We start from the raw sequence: 18,615 nt of genomic DNA, 5'->3' as shown, positions 1-18,615 counted from the left end.
TCACCGCGCCTCGCGGCGGGCATGACAAGACTTCGGTGGGCAAGGTTTCGGCGGACAATGTCAAGCCGACACGGGCGCCTCGTTCCCGCCCAGGCCCGGCCGAAAAGCCGGGCCGCGGCGCATGGGGTCGAGGGGTTCAGGATGAAGGGTTCGCGTGCGCGGCGTTGCGCTTGCCTGGTTCAAAGTGGTGATTCTCACGGCCATCTCCATCAATCTTGTTGGAGTCAGCGTGAGCGTGAAGCCCGAATGGAGCTATCAAAAAAAGACATCCGTGCCCGCATGGCTGTCAGGCCGCACCCGGTGCATTGCTCGCCTGTACCCGGACCTTCGCGGCGGGATGGGCGAGGCGCGGCAACGCTTCCATGGTATTCGCCGACGTTTGCGCTGCGCATTGCAACATGTCGATGCCGCGCAGATCGGCCAGGATCGCGCCGATGCGCGCAACCTGGTCCGGCGTGTTGCGTTCCTTGTATCGCCACGCGGGTGCGATATCGGGTGCATCGGTTTCGAGCACGATCGTTTCGAGCGGCAGTTGCATGGCGAGCCGCCGTATCTGCCTGGCCCGATCGAATGTGAGGTTGCCGCCGAAGCCCAGTTTGAAGCCCTGTGCGATGAATGCATCGGCCTGCTGGAAGCTGCCGTTGAACGCATGCGCAATGCCACGCCGGATGCCGAAGCGGCGCAGGCCCTTGAGCACCTTGTCCTGGGACTTGCGGACGTGACAGATCGCCGGCAGATCGAATGCATGCGCAAGCTTGAGCTGCTCGTCATAGAAGTATTGCTGACGGGCATCGTCGAGGCCAGGCACGAAATAGTCGAGGCCGATCTCCCCTACTCCGACGAACAAGGGATCGTCGAGCGAAGCCTCGATCTGTTGCCTGAGTGCCTCGAGATCCGCATCGCTCGCCTGTGGCGTGAACAACGGATGAATGCCGAGCGCATAGGCACCGCCGGGTACACGATGAGCAAGCGAGCACACCGTATCGAAGTTGACCCGTCCGATACTCGGGATCACGATGCGCGAAACGTTCGCGGCCCGCGCATCGGCCGCAACCGCTTCGCGATCGGCGTCGAATTCCGATGCATCGAGATGACAGTGCGAATCGATCCACATGGAACGCGGCTCCGTAATGAGGATCGCCTGGAAGGATCACCCCAGCGTTCACCCGAAGAAAGCGCCGGAGAAGTCACCCCGAGCGCGCTTTCCTGACCAAGCTTACCCGAGCTTGCCTGCCAAGGCCGCCTAGACCGGCACCGACGGCTCCTCGACCAGCACGCCGTCGCGCAGCCGCAGCATGCGGTCGCAACGCCCGGCAAGCTCGATGTCATGGGTCACGATGATGAAACTCGTCTTGAGCGTAGCGGACAGTTCGAGCATGAGCTTGAACACCGATTCGGCCGTACCGTGATCGAGGTTGCCGGTCGGCTCATCGGCCAGCACGCAGGCCGGCTCTGTCACCAGCGCACGCGCGAGCGCGACGCGCTGTCGTTCGCCGCCCGACAGTTCGCCAGGCCGGTGCGGCGCGCGATGCGAGAGACCGACACGCTCGAGCATCGCCGCCGCGATGCGCCGCGCGACTTCGCGATCCTGCCGCCGGATCCAGAGCGGCATCGCGACATTGTCGAGCGCGGAAAACTCGGCGAGCAGATGATGAAACTGATAGACGAAACCGAGCGAACGATTGCGCTGTTGGGTCCGCTCGCGATCGGACAAGGAAGTGAACGGCCGGCCGAGCAACGCGACACTGCCGGCCGACGGATCGTCAAGGCCGCCGAGCACGTGAAGCAAGGTGCTCTTGCCCGAGCCCGAGGCCCCGACGATCGCGACCTTCTCGCCCGCATACACGGTGATCGATGCGCTGCGCAGGACCTCGACAGGCATGCGGCCCTGCATGAAGGCCTTTGCGACACCGCGCGCTTCAAGGACGACCGGCGGCTCCTGGGTCGAGGGGTTATTCATAGCGCAATGCCTCCGCGGGGCGCACGCGCGAACCTCGCCAGCTCGGATAGAGCGTCGCGAGCGCGGACAACACGAACGCCATCAGGCCGATGCGCGTCACGTCGCCCAATTCGAGATCGGAAGGCAGTTCATTGATGAAGTAGATCGACGGCGGCAGGAACTGCACACCCAATGCATGTTCGATGATCGGCACGACCGTCGGAATGCTCGCGGCCAGCGCACTGCCGAGCGCCACGCCGATCGCGGTGCCGATGAAGCCGATCGTCACGCCCTGCACGAAGAAGATCTTCATGATCGAGCGCTGCTGCGCGCCGAGCGTGCGCAGGATCGCGATATCGGGCTGCTTGTCGGTCACGGTCATCACAAGGGACGACACGAGGTTGAATGCCGCGACCGCGATGATCAGCGTCAGGATGATGAACATCATGCGCTTCTCGATCTGCACAGCCGAGAACCAGGTCTCGTTCTGCTTGGTCCAGTCGCGGATATAGAGGTCGCCCGACAAGGAACGGGCGAGCTGGTGCGAGACCTCGGGCGCCTTCTGCATGTCGTGCAGCCGCAGCCGCACGCCGGTCGGCGCGGGCAGCCGGAACAGCGCCTCCGCGTCAGCGATGTGGATCATCGCGAGCGAGCTGTCGAATTCATAGTGGCCTGACTCGAACACCCCGACGACGGTGAATTGCTTGAGCCGCGGCAGCATGCCGGCCGGCGTCACACTTCCCTCCGGGGCGACGAGCGTGACCTTGTCGCCGACCGTGACCGCAAGGTTCGCGGCCAGTTGGCTGCCAAGCACGATGCCGAACTCACCCGGCTTCAGGTCGGAAAGGCTGCCGACCGTGGTCTCCTTCGCGAGATCGGAAACGTGGCCCTCGAGGCTCGGATCGACACCTCGCAGACTGACACCGTTGACCGAGTCCTGACGCGTCAGCAAGGCCTGCGCATCGACATAGGGCGCCCCTGCGACGACCTGGGGATTGCGCATGGCCTCGTTCAGGGTCTTCTGCCAGTCGGGCATCGAACCGGTGGGCGAGAAGATTTCGACGTGGGCGAGCACGGAAAGCATCCGGTCGCGCACGTCGCGCTGGAAGCCGTTCATGACGGACAGCACGACGATCAGTGCAGCGACGCCGAGCGCAATGCCGCTCATCGAGACCAAGGCGATAAACGAAATAAAACCATTACCCGAGCTCTTCTTTCCAGCGCGTGTATAGCGCCAACCTATCTGCCATTCGAATGGGAGTTTCAAGCGTTTCCTTACTGAGTTTCCGGGCCGGACCCGCGATTCGATCGAGCTGCCCCCAAAATCGCTGGTCCAGGGGCTGACTTCGACCGGTAAGTTTGCCATACAATTGCGCGCAAATGCCCTCCGAACCTTTGCATCTCCTCATCCCGTTCGCGCTGGTGCCGACGCTCGACGCGCAGATCGCGCTGTCCCGGCTTGCGCTGCCGGACCCCGCCCGCCCTTCGCAAGTCCCGTACGCGGCGCTCGGCACCCTGCTTGCGCGCGCGACCCAGCTCGAACGCGCGGCCGGCGAGGACTTCCAGCGCACCTTGCCGCATGAGCGCTGGCTCGCGGATCGCTTCGGGCTGCTCGAATATCGCACGGGCGCGGGCGCGACCGACGATGCGCCGCTCGCACCCTATATGTTGCTCGCCGACGGCGGCGAACCGGGGACCGCGCGCTGGGCCTGCGTCGAGCCCGCCCATATCCAGATCGCCCGCGACCATCTCGTGCTGATCGATCCCGATACCCTCGGGCTCACCGACGACGAGGCCGCGACCCTGCTCGAGGCCGCGCGCCCTTCCTTCGACGCAATGGGCATCCGGGTCGAGGCGCCGACCCCACGCCGCTGGTATGTCTCGGGAGACGCGCTCGGCGAACTGGTCGCCGCGCCCCCCTTGCGCGCTGCGGGCCGCAGCATCGAGATCTGGCTCCCGCATGATATCGGTACGGGCGAGCGCTCGCGTGCATGGATGAAGCTTCAGAATGAAGTGCAGATGTGCTGGTTCGAACATCCGCTCAACGACAGGCGCGAGTCTCAAGGCCTGCCGGCCGTCAACGGACTGTGGCTCTACTCGCAGGGCACGAAGGCCGCTTCGCTGAACCAGCCGTTCGCACGCGTGCTGTCGAAGTCGGTCGCGACACGCGGGCTCGGTCTCGCATCCGGAGCGACGGTCGGTGCGCCGGTCGAATCCTTCGCCCAACTCATCAGGACGACAGATGAGGCGGGTACGACCGTACGAACGGCCGTCACCGCCTCCCCATCCGCTGGCCCTCAGTCCGCCGCCACGCTCGTCGAACTCGATGCCTTGAACGTTCCCTTCATTCAGCAGAACTGGTACGACTGGCACGATGCGCTCGCGCGCCTCGAACGCGACTGGTTCGCACCCGCGCTCGCGGCCTTGCGCGACGGCAGCCTGCCCGAGCTGACGCTGACCCTCACCGGCGACACCGGCATGGTCAGCTACGCCGTCACGCGAGGCGCACTGCGCAAATTCTGGCGCCGCCGCCCCCTCGCCGGGGCCATCACCGAATGACTCAAATCGCCGTTCGTTCCTGCTCCCCCGTCGACGCCGAGATGCTCACGCGCGCGGGCATCCATCCGGTCCTCGCACGGCTATTCGCCTCGCGCGGCGTCACCTCGCCGCGCGATATCGAGACCGCGCTTGCGCAATTGCACGCGCCCACCGAACTCAAAGGCATCGGCGAGGGCGCGATCCTGCTCGCCGATTCGATCGTCGCGCAACGTTCGATGCTCGTCGTCGCCGACTATGATTGCGACGGCGCGACGGCCTGTGCCGTCGCCGTGCGCGGCTTGCGCATGCTCGGCGGCAAGGTCGACTACCTGGTGCCCAACCGCTTCGAATACGGCTATGGCCTGACGCCCGAGATCGTCGCCCTTGCCGCGCGGGGGAAAGCCGGCAAGCCGGACTTGCTGATCACCGTCGACAACGGCATCGCGAGCGTCGACGGCGTCGCGGCCGCCCGTGCGCTCGGTATCGACGTCCTCGTGACCGATCACCACCTGCCCGGCGACACGCTGCCCGAGGCTCGCGCGATCATCAATCCGAACCAGCCCGGTTGCACATTCCCGAGCAAGCACCTAGCCGGCGTCGGGGTGATGTTCTATGTACTGCTCGCGGTGCGCGCCGAACTGCGCCGACGGGGGCTGTTCGACGAAAAGAACCAGCCGCGCCTCGACGGCCTGCTCGACCTTGTCGCGCTCGGCACAGTCGCCGATGTCGTGCGGCTCGATGCGAACAATCGTGTGCTTGTCGCGCAAGGACTCTCGCGCATTCGCAGCGGCCGCATGCAGCCGGGCATCGCCGCGCTGTTCCGGGTCGCCGCGCGCGATGCGCGCTCGGCCGCGGGCTTCGACCTCGGCTTCGCGCTCGGGCCGCGGCTCAACGCGGCCGGACGTCTCGCCGACATGTCGCTTGGCATCGAGTGCCTGCTCACGGACGACCCGGGCCGCGCGTGGGCACTCGCCCAGCAGCTCGATGGCATGAACCGCGAACGCCGCGAGATCGAGGCCGGCATGCAGCAGGAAGCGCTTGCCGACCTGTCGGGTGTCGACGCAGCGGGCCGCGCGACCCTGACCTTGTTCAATGCCGGCTGGCACCAGGGCGTCATCGGCATCGTCGCGTCGCGGCTCAAGGAGAAATTCTACCGACCTTCGTTCACCTTCGCACCGGCCGACGATGAAGGCCTGCTTGCCAAGGGATCCGGGCGCTCGATTCCCGGTTTTCATCTGCGCGATGCGCTCGACCTCGTCTCGAAACGTCATCCGGGCCTGCTGCTGAAGTTCGGCGGCCATGCGATGGCCGCCGGCCTGACTCTGCGCAGCGGCGATCTGCCGCTGTTCACCGACGCTTTCGAACAAGTCGGCCGTGAATGGTTGACGGACGACACACTGGCGCGCGTGATCGAAACCGATGGCGAACTCGAGGACGCCTATTTCAATCCGGCGTTCGTCGAACTGCTCGACGCAGCAGTCTGGGGCCAGGGCTTTCCCCCGCCGGTCTTCTCGGGCCAGTTCGAGATCGCGACGCAGTCGCTCGTCAAGGACAAGCACCTCAAACTGCAGCTCGTGCGCGGCCGCAGCCGCTTCAATGCGATCTGGTTCAATCGCACCGATATGCTGCCCGCGCGCGCCGAGGTGGCCTATCGTCTCACGCGCGACGTTTACAACGGCGTCGCCCGCGTGCAGCTGATCGTCGAGCATGCGGCGTAAGCCGGATTTCAGAAGAATCTCGGCCGGCACTACCCTGTTCGCCTGAAAAGTGTTCGCGCTAACGTGGCAAACCGCACGGTCAGACCTGACCGTGCGGGCGATGATGCGTCTTCGTGACGGCCTGCCCGGCTGCACGGCTTTCGACGACGCAATCATGCTTTCTCTTTCCAGCGCCCTTGCGCGCGGCAAGAACAACTTCGACCTGATTCGCCTGCTCGCGGCGCTCGCCGTGATGTTCGGTCATTCCTACGTGCTTCAGTTGCCGGGCGGGCAGCATGACCCGGTCGCGCAGCTGTTCGGCCGCGAATCGTGCGGCAGCCTCGCTGTCTTTGCGTTCTTCCTGATGAGCGGCATCCTGATCAGCGCGAGCTTCGACCGGCAGCGCTCAGTGCCGCGCTTTCTCGCATTGCGTGTCGCGCGGATCTGGCCGGCGCTCGCGGGCTGCTCGCTGTTCGCCGTCTTCATCGTCGGGCCGCTGTTCAGCACCTGGGCGACGCGCGATTATTTCGCATCGCCGGACACGTGGTACTTCCTCGGCCATATGCTGACGATCGTGCACGGACTCGGCTGGCTCCTGCCCGGCGTGTTCGCGAACAACCCTTTCGTCGGCGCGATCAATGCCGCGGTCTGGACACTGCCGCTCGAACTCAAATGCTATCTCGTCGTGCTCGCCGCCGGCGCGGTGGGACTGACGGGCACGCGACGCCGCATGACGCTCGCGGTGACACTCGCGTTCGTCGGCTTCGGGCTGCTGCTGCGCCATCCGCCTTCGAACGTGTTGCTCGGCGACCTGACCGTGCTGCAGGCCGGGTATTCGTTCTGGCCGGTGCCGTTCTTCCTGGCCGGCATGCTGCTGTACGGCTGGCGCGAACAGATCGTGCTGCACTGGGGCATCGCCTTCGTGTTCGCGGGCGCGTATCTCGCACTGCGCGATGCGGCGGCCGGCGCGCTCGCGTTCTACCTTGCATTCGGCTATGGCGTGCTCTGGATCGGCACGCTGCCCGCCTTGCAGCGTTTCGCCCCACGCCATGACTATTCGTATGGCATCTATGTCTATGGTTTCATGATTCAGCAATGTATCGCGAGCATCGCGCCGGGGCTCGCTCACCTGCGGGCCTTCCTGGTCGCGCTGCCGATCGTGTTCGCCTGCGCGGCCTTCTCATGGCACGTGATCGAATCCCCCGCGCTGCGGCTCCGCCGCCACCTTATCGAGCGCCGCACTGCGGCCTCGAAAAAGTTCGCATCGCAATCGACGTGAACTCGGTGCCGGCGTCGCCTGAGTAAGCGGCCCGGTGGCCCGGGACCTGGCTGCACCGGACATCACGCCCCCCCAGACGTGATTGCCCTTGGGTCTCGCTCGATCCCAGGCTCGCTCAATCGTCGAGAAGCCGCGCGATCCGGCCGGTCAGCTGCGCGATATCGAAGATCATCATCGCCATGGTCGGGCCACCAGCGGTCGCGGCCGATTGCGGGACCTCGACGATTTCCTTGAGATCGCCGCGCAGGCTCTTTTGCGATGCATCGATCAACATCGAAGGCACCGGCAGCTTGTCGCTCGCATAGACATGCACGATGTTCTCGACCGAATCGACGATCAGCCCATAGGCATCGGCGCCTCGCTCGACGATCAGGATCTTCGTGAGTGCCGCCTCGGCGGCCGAGTCGCCGCGCGGCTCGAGCTGGTACAAAGTGCGCAGGTCGACGATGCTCACCAGACGGCGCCGCAGGTTGAGCATGCCGCAGATCGCCGGCGGCAGGCCCGGCGGCGTGAGCATGTCGCCGCTGGGGCGGATGATCTCGCGGATGTCACCGATCGGCAGCGCCATCAGGTGGTCGAGTTTGAACGTGATGAAGACCTGCCGCTCGCCACGCTCACGCCGCCGGCCATCCCCGCCTCTGCCCTCGTCCTTCCCCTGCGCATAAAGGCGGCTGTGTCCCTGGGTCAGATCAGTCAGTTCAGTATGCGAGAGCAGCGCGGCGTGCTTGAGCAGCACGATGTCGTCGCTGTCCTCGCGGCTGATCCAGCCGGCGAACATCGCCGTGCGCCGCGCACCGACGGCCGGGATGGGTAACAGTTCATCCGGGACGAAGCCGACGATCGAATCGACGCGATCGACGAGCAGGCCCACAGGCTGGTCGCCCAGCTCCATGATGATCACCCGTCTTTCGTCGGCCATGCCAGTCGCGCCGAGTTCGCCCCCTGTCGGCCTCATGCCGAGCAGCACGCCGAAGTCGACCAGGGGCATGACGTCGCCGCGCAGCGTGAACATGCCCGCGCAATAGTCACTCCGGAGCACGGATTCCTGGATCTCCGGCACGCGGATGATCTCGTGGATCGCCTCGATCTCGAAGGCGAGCGCGGTGCGGCCGAGCCGGAACGATACGCACTGGCGCCGTTGCTGCAGTGCGCCGCGCCGATGAAGCCCATCGCTGCGCTGCTTGTCGAGGATCTGCGGGACCTGCTCGATCATCAGCAGCGCGCGCGGGTCGAGCACCTGCACGATGCGCTCGCCACCCGCGAGCTTCAGCGCGCCCTTGATGACGTGATGAGGATCGTCGTCGGCATAGTGGAACGCATGCATGTCGGCTGCCTGCACCCGCAGCATCTCACCTGTTTCGTCGAAGACGAGACCGACGCGTGTGCCGTCGAAATCGACGATCGCGATCTTGCGGTTTTCGATGGCGGTCTGATCGGGAAGGCTGAGCAGGCTTCTCAACTCGATCACCGGCACGATCGTGCCGCGCAGGTTGAACACGCCGATCAGGAACGGCGGCGCCAGCGGGATCGCAGTCACGCGCGCCGGGAACACCACCACTTCCTGGATCGCGCCGACGGGCAGGGCGAATTCGGTAGATGCAAGGAAAAACGAGCCGTACAAGCTCGAGGCCGGTGCCGCGACGGCCGCCTGTGGAGCGCACGGTGAGGCAGGCGCGTCCTGGATGCAATCGGCCAGCGGGTCAGCGAGTTCGACCATGTCCATACGAGGCCTCGTCGGGTGAAGTCATACGATCGTGGGGAACCGCGATCTCGCGGGCGCTGTAGAGCATTTGCGCCGCATCGAGCATGATTTGCCAGCCGCGCACACCGCCGGTTTGTTCGAGCACGATACGGATTCCCGCCTCCGCCAGCCGTGCACGCGCGGCTTCGACGTTGTGCTGGCCGATCTGCCCCGCTGCGCCGCGGCCGAGCTTCGCGAGGCTCGCGCCACCGACCAGCACCGCTTCGAGTTCGCCATGCGCGCCGCGTTCGATTTCAAGCAGACGGAACAACACGGGTAGAGCATGTTCGACATAGCGTGCGCCGAACGCCGACAGCGGGCCGCCAGACGGTGGTGCGTCGGGCAACAGGCAATGCGCGAGCGCGCACCGCCCGCGCGAGCGCCATAGCAGGCCGATGCCGACGCAGGATCCCAAGGTGGCCTTGAGCACGCCATTGGAGGCGCGCTTCGCTTCGCCGATCCGTACGATCGCCTCGGGCTCGGGCTCGGGCCTGGGCTCGGGTTGCGGCGCACCTCGCGTCAACCTGAACCGCCTCGCTTGCTCAGACATGCGCATCGCCAGTCACCTTCCGATAGAACAGGGGTTGCTCGAATCGCAGGCCCGTATCGAATCGCTGCAGCGACTCGGACTCGCCGAGCACCAGCAGCGCGCCGGGTTTCATCGCCGCGCAGATGTTCGAGACGATCTGCTGCTGCGATGGCCCGTCGAAATAGATCAGTACATTACGCAGGAACACGATGTCGAACCGGCGCGCGCGGCTCGCCAGCCGCAGCGAGGACAACGGCCGCATCAGGTTGTGCCGCTCGAACTGCACGCGCGCGCGCAGTTCCGGTGCCGCACGCCAGGCCTCGCCTTCAGCACTGAAATAGCGTGCCGCGACATCGGGCCGGCTCGTGCGCAACGAGTCCATCGAGCGGCCCTCATAGCGCCCCATGCGCGCGGTCTCGACCACGCTCGAGCAGATGTCGGTGCCGAACACCCGGTAGTCGAACGGCGGCTGCGACAGGCGCATCGCATCGGCCAGCATTGCGATCGAATACGCCTCCTCCCCCGAGGACGAGGCGGCCGACCAGACCTCGAGCGTCTCGCGCGGATGCGCCCGCTGCCACTCGGGTAGAAAGTGCTCGGCGAAATAGGCCCAGACGCGCGGCGTACGGAAGAAGGAAGTCTCGTTGGTCGTCACGAGATCGATGAAATGCGTGACCTCCGCCGGCTGGGATTCGACGCGGCAGAGGTAGTCCGCATAGCTCGTCAAGGACAATGCGCGCATGCGCCGTCGCAGACGCCCCTGGAGGAGGCTGCGCTTCCTCTCCGACATCGCGATGCCGGTGTGTTCGCGCACCATGGCCAGCAGCTTGCGCAGTTCCGGGCCGCTCAGATCGCCGTCGCCCTGAGCGAGTGCTGTATCAATCTCCATGTCAGACCACGAAGCGTGCGACGGTCGTATTGAGATCGCCCGCGCTGACGCTGAGCTGGCCGGTTTCGCGCGCAATGCTGTCACACGAGGTCGCGGACTTCTCGGTCTCTTCGGCAATGTGCTGGATCGCGGCGCTCACTTCTCGTGCGGCGATCAGTTGCTCGTCAGCCGCGTAGGCGATCTCGGAAATCGCCTGCGTGGTCCGTTCGACGCCGTTGACGATTTTCTCGAACGCATCGGCGGCCTGCCGCGAAATATCGCTGCCCGCGGCGACGCGCTTGACCGACTCGTTGATCAGCTTGGAGATCTCCTTGGTCGCCTGCGACGAGCGTTCGGCGAGCTTGCGCACTTCGTCCGCGACGACCGAAAAACCGAGTCCGTGTTCGCCGGCACGCGCCGCCTCGATCGCCGCATTGAACGCGAGCAGGTTGGTCTGGCTCGCGATCTCGCCGATCACTTTGATGATCTCGCTGATGTCCTCGGACGACTTGTTGATGAGTTCCATCGCCTCGATGGACTTCGCCACGGCCTTCGCACCCAGCAGGGCTTCCTGCTGGGTCGACTTGGCCACGCCGTCGGCACCGCGGCCGTTCTCGGCGATCGCATTGATCGATGCGGTCAGTTCCTCGATCGAGGCATTCATCTGCTCGACCGTGGCACCGAGGCTCTGCGCGCCCACGGCCACGCTGCTCGACATATCCGCGATGTGCTGCGACGAACCCGAGAACGAACTGGCCGCCTGCACGACCTTGCCGATCACGCCGCGCAGGTCGCCGATCATCGCGCGGATGCCTTCGGCAAGCAGGTCGACCGGTTCCTGACCCTGGACTTCGATCTGCGCGCTCAGATCGCCCTGCGCGGCGCGCTGGACCGCATCGAGCAGATGCGCCACCTTGGCGCCGTCGCTTTCCGCCCTGCGCTTGATCTCGGCTTCGAGCTCGACCTGGGCGGTCACGTCGGTCGCGAACTTCACGACCTTCTGCGGCTGGCCTTTCGCATCGAAAATCGGGTTGTACGTCGCCTGGATCCAGAGGGTCTTGCCGTCCTTGCCGACGCGCATATAGCGGTTGGCATCGAACTCGCCGCGATTGAGCTTCTGCCAGAAACGCCGGTATTCGAGACTCTGCGCGTATTCCGGCGTGCAGAACATGCGATGGTGCTCGCCCGCGATCTCGTCGAGTTCATAGCCGATCACATCGAGGAAGTTCCGGTTCGCGGTCAGCACCGTCCCGTCGAGATTGAATTCGATCACGGCCTGGGCCTTGTCGATCGCGCTGACCTTGCCCTCGTACTCGGCACTGCGGCGCTTGAGCTCGGTGACGTCGGTGGCGAACTTGATGATCCTGCTGGGCTGCCCGGCGGCATCGAACACGGGGTTGTACGAGGCCTGGATCCAGACTTCACGGCCGTTCTTGCCGATCCGGGGATACTCACCGCGGTCGAACTCGCCGCGCTTGAGCTTCGCCCAGAAAGCCGGATAAGCCGAGCTGGCCACATAGGCGGGATCGCAAAAAATCCCGTGATGCTGGCCGACCACCTCGCCGAGCTGGTAGCCGAGGACGTTCAGGAAATTCTCATTGGCGTCGAGGATGATCCCGTTCATATCGAATTCGATCACCGCCTGCACACGCTGGAGGGCCGCGTAGATCGCGTTCAACTCCTCGCTGCTGCGTTGCCCACCCAGATCCGCTGTTTCCATCATCGCTCCCGAAATGAAAGGTCTGTTACCGTCGAGTCGACAATGCGATACGACACTGAATGTTTCGAAACATCGATTCCACCTGCCCGCACCAATAAAATCCCGGCATAACTGGGCGGTTTCGCCCGGCGAAATTCACGCTCGGCGCCATTGTTTAGTTAAAGACAATCGGTTCCCGCGACAACTTCTGGTAATCGCCCAATTTTTTTCTTGCCTCCCTTTCCCACAAGCTTCGAGGAATCGGGATGCCATGCGCCTTCGCTCAAACGTGTCGACACCCGGATTAACGGACGTAATAAGCATAGCTTTAGCGTTCGAAGGTTTATTTCGAGCGAAACGAAAGGATTATCGACTCAGGTTCCGCCCTTCGACAAATTCACTTACGGTTAAAAACCTCGCACGAGAGCAATTAATTTCAGCGATGAAAGATTTGCATTGCGCGGACAAAGAAGCCATCTGCGCAGGTGAGCGAGGATCGCGCGAGGGAACCTTCAATAACATTCACGAGTAAGTACAAACCCTGAGCGCGCCGTTGTGAGCGACGCATGCGCGGGTGCTGCGCTACACTCCCGGCAACTGGGGTGGACGACCGGACGTGCCGACCATGTATCCAGACATGGGTGCACCCTCTGGTCACAGGCAATCTAGATAAACGAGGAGATGTTGATGAATTGGACTCGCGAGCAGATACACGTGACGATCGCGGCGTATCTTGGATGGACACTGGACGCCTTCGACTTCTTCCTGATGGTGTTCATTCTGAAGGACATCGCGAGCGAATTCAGTGTGGGCATTCCCGCAGTCGCGTTCGCGATCACGCTGACGCTCATCATGCGGCCACTCGGCGCGCTGATTTTCGGGCGGCTGGCGGACCGGTTCGGGCGGCGTCCGACGCTGATGGTCAATATCGTCGCGTATTCGGTTCTCGAGCTGCTCTCGGGCTTTTCGCCGAATCTTGCGACGCTGCTCGTATTGCGTGCGCTATTCGGCCTGGCAATGGGCGGGGAATGGGGCGTGGGCTCGGCGCTGACGATGGAGAGCATTCCGCCGAAATCGCGCGGCCTCGTCTCGGGGATCCTGCAAGCCGGTTATCCGAGCGGGTATCTGCTCGCCTCGATCGTGTTCGGCCAGTTCTATACCCATATCGGCTGGCGCGGCATGTTCTTTGTCGGCGTGATTCCGGCTCTGCTCGTGCTCTACGTGCGCTCACACGTGCCGGAGTCGCCCGCCTGGAAGATCATGGAGAAACGCGAACGGCCGAGTCTGCTCGCCACGCTCGCGAAAAACTGGAAGCTGTCGGTCTTTTCGATCGTGCTGATGACCTGCTTCAATTTCTTCAGCCACGGCTCGCAGGACTTGTATCCGACTTTCCTGCGTGAACAGCATCATTTCGATCCGCATACCGTCGCGTTCATCACGATCGTCCTGAATGTCGGTGCGATCGTCGGCGGCCTGACCTTCGGCCGGATCTCGGAAATAATCGGCCGGCGCCGCGCGATCTTCGTCGCGGCTCTGCTCGCGCTGCCGTTCCTGTATCTGTGGGCTTTCTCGACCACCGTCGCCATGCTCGCGCTGGGCGCCTTCCTGATGCAGATCTCGGTGCAGGGCGCATGGGGCGTGATCCCGGTCTATCTGAACGAAATCTCGCCGGATGAAGTTCGCGCGACGTTCCCGGGTCTCGTCTATCAGCTCGGCAATCTGTTGGCCTCGGTGAACGCGGTCTGGCAGGCGAAGATCGCCGTGGCGAATGGCGGCAACTATTCGATGGCGCTTGTCATCGTGGCCGGTACCGTCGGGGTCGTCATCGCGGCCATCATCCTGTTCGGACCCGAGCGGCGCGGCATTGACATGACGCAGTCCGCGCGGACGGTGACCGAAGGCAGGGGCAGTCCGGCCTGACCCAGGCCGGGCGGCCCACCGCGACTCCGCCCTGCCCCGCTGGACTCATGAAGAGGCCATCCCGATCCGGGATGGCCTTTTTTTCGTGCGCATTCAAGCAGACGTTTCGAAACATGGGAAGAACGTTACGTAACAAGTGCCAGCTTTCCAGCGGGAAACCCTTGTTGTGTCCGGCAAAAGCGCTCCGAAAAACACGAGCAAGGCCCGTCAAGCCGCGAAAATCCTACGATGGAGCCGGTATATCACCCCCCCACCCCGACGCTGGAGTGCTTCTTGCAGTAACCCCTGGACTTACGACTCAATGACGACAGGGAGAACAACATGACGCTCCGAACAGCGGGCACCCGACCCTCCGGCGACACGAAAGGCCGCATTCTGGACGCCGCGGAAGATCTTTTTATCGAGCATGGTTTCGAGGCCATGTCGTTGCGGCAAATCACGTCTCATGCCGACGTCAATCTCGCCGCAGTCAACTACCACTTCGGCAGCAAGGAATCGTTGATTCACTCGATGCTCGCGCGCCGACTCGACAAGCTCAACGAGGAGCGGCGGCTGCTGCTCGACCAGTTCGAACGACGTTTTGCCGACAACGGCAAAGGCAATGGCCTGAGTTGCGAGCACGTGCTCGGCGCCTTGTTCATCCCGGCACTGCGCCTCTCACGCGATCCGCAGAACGGCGGGCGCGCCTTCCTGCGGCTGCTCGGGCGCGCCTACACCGATCCGTCGTCGTTCGTGCGGGCGTTTCTCGCGGCGCACTATGCATCGGTCTCCGACCGGATTTTCGAGGCTTTCGCACGCGCCTTGCCGCATTTGCCAAAGGAGGAACTCGGCTGGCGCCTGAATTTCTCGATCGGCGCGCTCTCGGGCGTACTCGCGGGCAGCGACCCCACCAAACTGCTTGCACCGTTTGCGCGCGGCGAACCGATGAACGACCTCCATCTGATTTCCCGGCTCGCTTCGCTGATGGTGCCCGCGCTCAAGGCGCCGCTGCCCGACGAGACCGCGTTCGCCACGCTATCCGCCGTGCTCGACGACGCGAACGCCATCGAGGCCGAGGCGGCTATCGAGGCCGCTGCAGCTCGGGAAAGCGAGCTTGAAACCGAACGTAATGCGCAGGGTTTGAACTCCACGCCGCCTGGCGCCGTCAATCACCCGGGCAGTGCGGAGTCGCGCAAACCGGACCGTGCCGATCGTGTGGACGCGGGCGCCTCATCCCATGGCAACACGCCGCGGGAGCCCGGCGGCGGCTCACGGTCGGCACTCAGTTGGCCCGGCGGTACGACGGCGGGCGGCTTCCGTTATCGGGTGTTCTGAGCGTACTGCGGCCGGCGCGTGCGCACATCGCGTTCGACTCCTGTCCTGCCCGCGGCCCGCGGCGCCTTGTGAAGAGGCGCGCGCGGACGCACACTGACGGCATGAACAGGCATCGGGAGCGGATATGGCGTGGTTTGCTGGACGGGCCGTGGGTATCACGGCCAGCGGAGCGCCCGCATGGGCTCGTGCGTACGCCCACGCGTGGGTCTGCTCGTGGGCTCGTGCGTGGGCCGCTCTGGCCGCTCTGGCCGCTCTGGCCGCGCTGGCCCTGCTGGCACTCTGCACGACTCTGCCGGCACACGCGCAGGACATCCCCCCGGGACTGTCGGCGATGGACGCCCAGGCCCAGGCCGACTGGCTTACCCAGGCCGCTCGCGACGGCCGGCTCGAGGCGCTCGACGATACCCAGCTCGTGAGCCTGTTCAGGTCCGTCTCCGCCGACGGACTCGCGGCCTACGTCAAGCAAGGGGTCAGCAATCTCGACGAATACGAGTTCGAGATGTGGCGCCAGGAACGGATCAACCAGCGCTGGGCGGCCCGGCCCGAACATCTGGAGGTACGCTACCGCCGCTCGCCGATGCAGATCTATGCGAAGTGGCTGCCCGACGGCCCGCACAAGGGGCAGGAAGTCATCTACGACGAAACCCAGAGGCCCGACCAGATGTATGGCCATCTCGGCGGCCTGCTGCGCGCGCTGTCCTTCTGGATCTCGTTAGACGGCGCCATGGCGCAGACCCAGTCGAACCATAGTCTGCGCGACATCGGCCTTCAGTATGTCGCCGACAGCTTCGGGGCCGAACTCGCGAAGTTCCAGGCAGCGGGCATTCATGCTCCGTCGCAGATCGATATCGAGGAGCAGCGCGGCACACGCCTCGTCGTCTTCACTTGGGAGTCGCCCACCGGCCGCCCCGCGTTCTATGCGAAACGCGAACGTGTCGGCATCGACCTTCGGCATCCGTGGATTCGCCTGGTCGAGTCGTTCGACAACGATGGCGAGCCGTTCGAAAAGATCTTCTACGACAAGGTCGTCGCGCGCCGCTTCGGCGACTTCGCCTTCGACCCGAAGAACCCCGACTACCGGTTCTAGCGGCCGGCCAACCCGGCGACCACGCTCAGCAGTTCGAGCGGATCGACGGGCTTGGCCAGATGCGACTGGAAGCCCGCCATCAGCGCGCGCTTGCGATCCTCGCTTCGAGCCTGCGCGGACAAGGCGGCGGCCGGCGTCAGGCCGCCGAGCACCGCATCGCGAATCCGCACCTGGCGAATCAGCTCATAGCCGTCCTGCCCCGGCATGTCGAGGTCGCTCACGATCACATCGGGGCGCTCGCGATCGAACGCGGTGAGCGCCTCGAACGTGTTCGAGGCCACCCATACCTGCGCGCCGGACGCTTCGAGAATCTGGCGGGTGAGATCGCGCGCATCGTCCTCGTCCTCGATGACCAGGATGCGCAGGCCTGCGAGCTTCGAAGGATCATCGGGCTCGGGATCGGCCGCGGGCACCACCGCACGCGCCGAGCGCGCGACCGGCAACACGACGTGAAAGGTCGCGCCGCGGCCCTGGCCTTCGCTGTCGACGCTGATCAGGCCGCCATGAAGCTCGGTCAGTTGCTTGGCGATCGACAGCCCGAGCCCGAGTCCGCCGAACTGGCGCGTCGTGCTTGCGTCTGCCTGCCGGAAACGCTCGAACACATGAGGCATGAACTCGGGCGAGATACCGAGCCCCGTATCCTTCACGGCGATCTCGACCGAGCCTTGGTGTTCGAACAGCTTGACCGTCACGCTGCCCTGCCGGTCCGTGAACTTGATTGCGTTCGACAACAGGTTCCACATCACCTGCTGAAGTCGCGACGGATCGCCCTGGATCATGCCGGTCTCGCCGAGTTCGGTCGTCACGACGATTTCCTTCGCGTCGGCGGCCGGCTGCAGCGAGCTGATTACATCGTCGATGACCTGGTGCAGATTGACCTGCTGGATGTCGAGTCGCAGCTTGCCCGAAATGATCCGGCTCAGGTCGAGCAGATCGTCGACCATCTGGGCCTGCAGGCGCGCATTGCGATCGATGACCTCGAGGCCCTTGCGCACGCGCTCGGGGTCGCTTGCATCGCGTAACAGGAACTGCGCCCAGCCGACGATCGCATTGAGCGGCGTGCGCAGTTCATGCGAGAGCGTCGCCACGAATTCGTCCTTGACGCGCGCCGCGCGCTCGGCTTCCGAGCGGGCCGCACGTTCGGCGTTCAGCAGCCCCTCGCGTTGCTCGGCGACACGGCGCTGTGCGTCGATGTCCGTGCTCGTGCCGAACCACTTCCTGATGCGGCCTGCCTGATCGCGCAATGCGCGCGCGCGCGAATGGAACCAGCGGAATTCTCCGTCCGCGCCGCGCAGGCGATGCTGACATTCATACTCGTCGCGGGTCGCCACGGCATTGAGCCAGTTCCGCATGGTGCCGTCGAAGTCGTCGGGATGGAGCAGCCAGCGCCCCCAACCGTGGCCAAGCGCTTCGATCTCCGGGCGGCCCGTGTAGTCCACGAACTGCTTCGACACGTAGTCGATGGTGCCATCGGGCTCGGTGGTCCAGACGAGTTGCGGAATCGCCTCGGCCAGCAGGCGATAGTGCTGTTCGCGCTCGCGCACGCGTTCGGCCTCGGCGAGTTCGCGCTGCAACCGCACCTGGGCCAGCACGCGATCGATCGCTTCAGGCAGGAAGTCGAAATAGTCGGGCGTCTTCGGCACGACATCGCCGACCCCCGCGCGCAGCGCCTCGATCACGCGCGCCTCGTCGGCAAAGCCAGTGGCAAGCACGGCGGGCACATTGATGCCCTGAGAACGCAGCGAGCGCAGGAATTCGAGTCCGGTCTCATGGCCGTCCAACTGGTAGTCGACCACCATGACATCGGGCGCGGCTTCGGCGATAGCAGCGCGCGCCTGCGCGATCGTCGCCGCGGCCGTCACATAGTGGCCGCAGCGCTGAAGCGCACGACCCGCGAGTTTCAGCAAACCCTCGTCGTCGTCGATGAGCAGGACATGAACGGCTTCGTGGACAGCGGTATGAACGTCAATCATGCGCAAGGCGGACCACCCGCACCTGTTCGGA

Annotated in this window: 14 protein-coding genes; 6 read left to right on the top strand and 8 right to left on the bottom strand. The window is 64.6% G+C overall.

The genetic code is table 11. The features are described from left to right. Nucleotides 1-286: 286 nt before the first annotated feature. The 3 genes from HV670_RS07860 to HV670_RS07850 form a co-directional block, all read right to left on the bottom strand. On the bottom strand, nucleotides 287-1,114 hold the full coding sequence (locus tag HV670_RS07860; RefSeq protein WP_175104193.1) for a TatD family hydrolase: 828 nt from the start codon (nucleotides 1,112-1,114) through the stop codon (nucleotides 287-289). Between the two features lie 129 nt (nucleotides 1,115-1,243). Beyond that, nucleotides 1,244-1,960: a lipoprotein-releasing ABC transporter ATP-binding protein LolD gene (lolD, locus tag HV670_RS07855; RefSeq protein WP_175104192.1), complete on the bottom strand. Its 717-nt coding sequence runs from the start codon at nucleotides 1,958-1,960 to the stop codon at nucleotides 1,244-1,246. Beyond that, complete coding sequence (locus HV670_RS07850) at nucleotides 1,953-3,206, bottom strand: lipoprotein-releasing ABC transporter permease subunit (RefSeq protein WP_175104191.1); 1,254 nt, start codon at nucleotides 3,204-3,206, stop codon at nucleotides 1,953-1,955. Before HV670_RS07850 ends, lolD begins: the two co-directional genes overlap by 8 nt. Before the next feature lie 113 nt (nucleotides 3,207-3,319). Here HV670_RS07850 and HV670_RS07845 point away from each other — a divergent pair, with 113 nt between their 5' ends. The 3 genes from HV670_RS07845 to HV670_RS07835 all read left to right on the top strand — a co-directional run bounded on the left by HV670_RS07845 (nucleotide 3,320) and on the right by HV670_RS07835 (nucleotide 7,453). Then, on the top strand, nucleotides 3,320-4,498 hold the full coding sequence (locus HV670_RS07845) for a regulator (RefSeq protein WP_175104190.1): 1,179 nt from the start codon (nucleotides 3,320-3,322) through the stop codon (nucleotides 4,496-4,498). Next, the gene (gene recJ, locus HV670_RS07840; protein ID WP_175104189.1) at nucleotides 4,495-6,195 is read left to right on the top strand and encodes a single-stranded-DNA-specific exonuclease RecJ; all 1,701 of its coding nucleotides are present in this window, start codon (nucleotides 4,495-4,497) and stop codon (nucleotides 6,193-6,195) included. Before HV670_RS07845 ends, recJ begins: the two co-directional genes overlap by 4 nt. A 100-nt stretch (nucleotides 6,196-6,295) precedes the next feature. Next, nucleotides 6,296-7,453, top strand: coding sequence for an acyltransferase family protein (locus HV670_RS07835; RefSeq protein WP_246257125.1), 1,158 nt, complete (start codon nucleotides 6,296-6,298; stop codon nucleotides 7,451-7,453). Between the two features lie 115 nt (nucleotides 7,454-7,568). Here HV670_RS07835 and HV670_RS07830 read toward each other — a convergent pair whose 3' ends face one another. From HV670_RS07830 to HV670_RS07815, 4 genes are read right to left on the bottom strand one after another with little or no spacing between them, the layout of a single operon-like run. Further along, nucleotides 7,569-9,176, bottom strand: a complete 1,608-nt coding sequence (locus tag HV670_RS07830) for a chemotaxis protein CheW (protein ID WP_175104188.1) — start codon at nucleotides 9,174-9,176, stop codon at nucleotides 7,569-7,571. Then, nucleotides 9,154-9,744: a chemotaxis protein CheD gene (locus HV670_RS07825; RefSeq protein WP_175104187.1), complete on the bottom strand. Its 591-nt coding sequence runs from the start codon at nucleotides 9,742-9,744 to the stop codon at nucleotides 9,154-9,156. The genes HV670_RS07830 and HV670_RS07825 overlap by 23 nt, the downstream gene beginning before the upstream one ends. Continuing rightward, a complete protein-coding gene (locus HV670_RS07820) occupies nucleotides 9,737-10,612 on the bottom strand; it encodes a CheR family methyltransferase (protein ID WP_175104186.1) in 876 nt (291 codons plus the stop codon). The genes HV670_RS07825 and HV670_RS07820 overlap by 8 nt, the downstream gene beginning before the upstream one ends. A gap of 1 nt (nucleotide 10,613) precedes the next feature. Beyond that, entirely contained in the window at nucleotides 10,614-12,314 is a 1,701-nt protein-coding gene (locus HV670_RS07815) for a methyl-accepting chemotaxis protein (protein ID WP_246257123.1), read from the bottom strand. A 663-nt stretch (nucleotides 12,315-12,977) separates the two neighbouring features. Between HV670_RS07815 and HV670_RS07810 the strand changes: the two genes are divergently transcribed. The 3 genes from HV670_RS07810 (at nucleotide 12,978) to HV670_RS07800 (ending at nucleotide 16,611) form a co-directional block, all read left to right on the top strand. Next, on the top strand, nucleotides 12,978-14,210 hold the full coding sequence (locus HV670_RS07810; RefSeq protein ID WP_175104185.1) for an MFS transporter: 1,233 nt from the start codon (nucleotides 12,978-12,980) through the stop codon (nucleotides 14,208-14,210). Nucleotides 14,211-14,531: 321 nt separating this feature from the next. Continuing rightward, complete coding sequence (locus HV670_RS07805; RefSeq protein ID WP_175104184.1) at nucleotides 14,532-15,524, top strand: TetR/AcrR family transcriptional regulator; 993 nt, start codon at nucleotides 14,532-14,534, stop codon at nucleotides 15,522-15,524. 124 nt (nucleotides 15,525-15,648) lie between these two features. Then, nucleotides 15,649-16,611 (top strand): DUF1571 domain-containing protein, encoded by a 963-nt coding sequence (locus tag HV670_RS07800; protein ID WP_175104183.1) that lies wholly within the window; start codon nucleotides 15,649-15,651, stop codon nucleotides 16,609-16,611. On the opposite strand, the gene HV670_RS07795 is transcribed toward HV670_RS07800, so the two are convergent. Next, entirely contained in the window at nucleotides 16,608-18,584 is a 1,977-nt protein-coding gene (locus tag HV670_RS07795; RefSeq protein WP_175104182.1) for an ATP-binding response regulator, read from the bottom strand. The genes HV670_RS07800 and HV670_RS07795 overlap by 4 nt on opposite strands. Nucleotides 18,585-18,615 lie beyond the last annotated feature (31 nt).

Source organism: Pararobbsia alpina (assembly GCF_902859895.1).
Classification (GTDB): Bacteria; Pseudomonadota; Gammaproteobacteria; order Burkholderiales; family Burkholderiaceae; genus Pararobbsia; species Pararobbsia alpina.
Note: the sequence above shows the minus strand (reverse complement) of the source record. Positions and strands in the feature narration are given on the sequence as shown.

Coding starts and splice junctions, on each gene's coding strand:
- HV670_RS07860 (WP_175104193.1), bottom strand. CDS start 1,114: ATGTGGATCGATTCGCACTGTCATCTCGATGCATCGGAATTCGACGCC.
- lolD (WP_175104192.1), bottom strand. CDS start 1,960: ATGAATAACCCCTCGACCCAGGAGCCGCCGGTCGTCCTTGAAGCGCGC.
- HV670_RS07845 (WP_175104190.1), top strand. CDS start 3,320: ATGCCCTCCGAACCTTTGCATCTCCTCATCCCGTTCGCGCTGGTGCCG.
- recJ (WP_175104189.1), top strand. CDS start 4,495: ATGACTCAAATCGCCGTTCGTTCCTGCTCCCCCGTCGACGCCGAGATG.
- HV670_RS07835 (WP_246257125.1), top strand. CDS start 6,296: ATGATGCGTCTTCGTGACGGCCTGCCCGGCTGCACGGCTTTCGACGAC.
- HV670_RS07830 (WP_175104188.1), bottom strand. CDS start 9,176: ATGGACATGGTCGAACTCGCTGACCCGCTGGCCGATTGCATCCAGGAC.
- HV670_RS07825 (WP_175104187.1), bottom strand. CDS start 9,744: ATGTCTGAGCAAGCGAGGCGGTTCAGGTTGACGCGAGGTGCGCCGCAA.
- HV670_RS07820 (WP_175104186.1), bottom strand. CDS start 10,612: ATGGAGATTGATACAGCACTCGCTCAGGGCGACGGCGATCTGAGCGGC.
- HV670_RS07815 (WP_246257123.1), bottom strand. CDS start 12,314: ATGATGGAAACAGCGGATCTGGGTGGGCAACGCAGCAGCGAGGAGTTG.
- HV670_RS07810 (WP_175104185.1), top strand. CDS start 12,978: ATGAATTGGACTCGCGAGCAGATACACGTGACGATCGCGGCGTATCTT.
- HV670_RS07805 (WP_175104184.1), top strand. CDS start 14,532: ATGACGCTCCGAACAGCGGGCACCCGACCCTCCGGCGACACGAAAGGC.
- HV670_RS07800 (WP_175104183.1), top strand. CDS start 15,649: ATGGCGTGGTTTGCTGGACGGGCCGTGGGTATCACGGCCAGCGGAGCG.
- HV670_RS07795 (WP_175104182.1), bottom strand. CDS start 18,584: ATGATTGACGTTCATACCGCTGTCCACGAAGCCGTTCATGTCCTGCTC.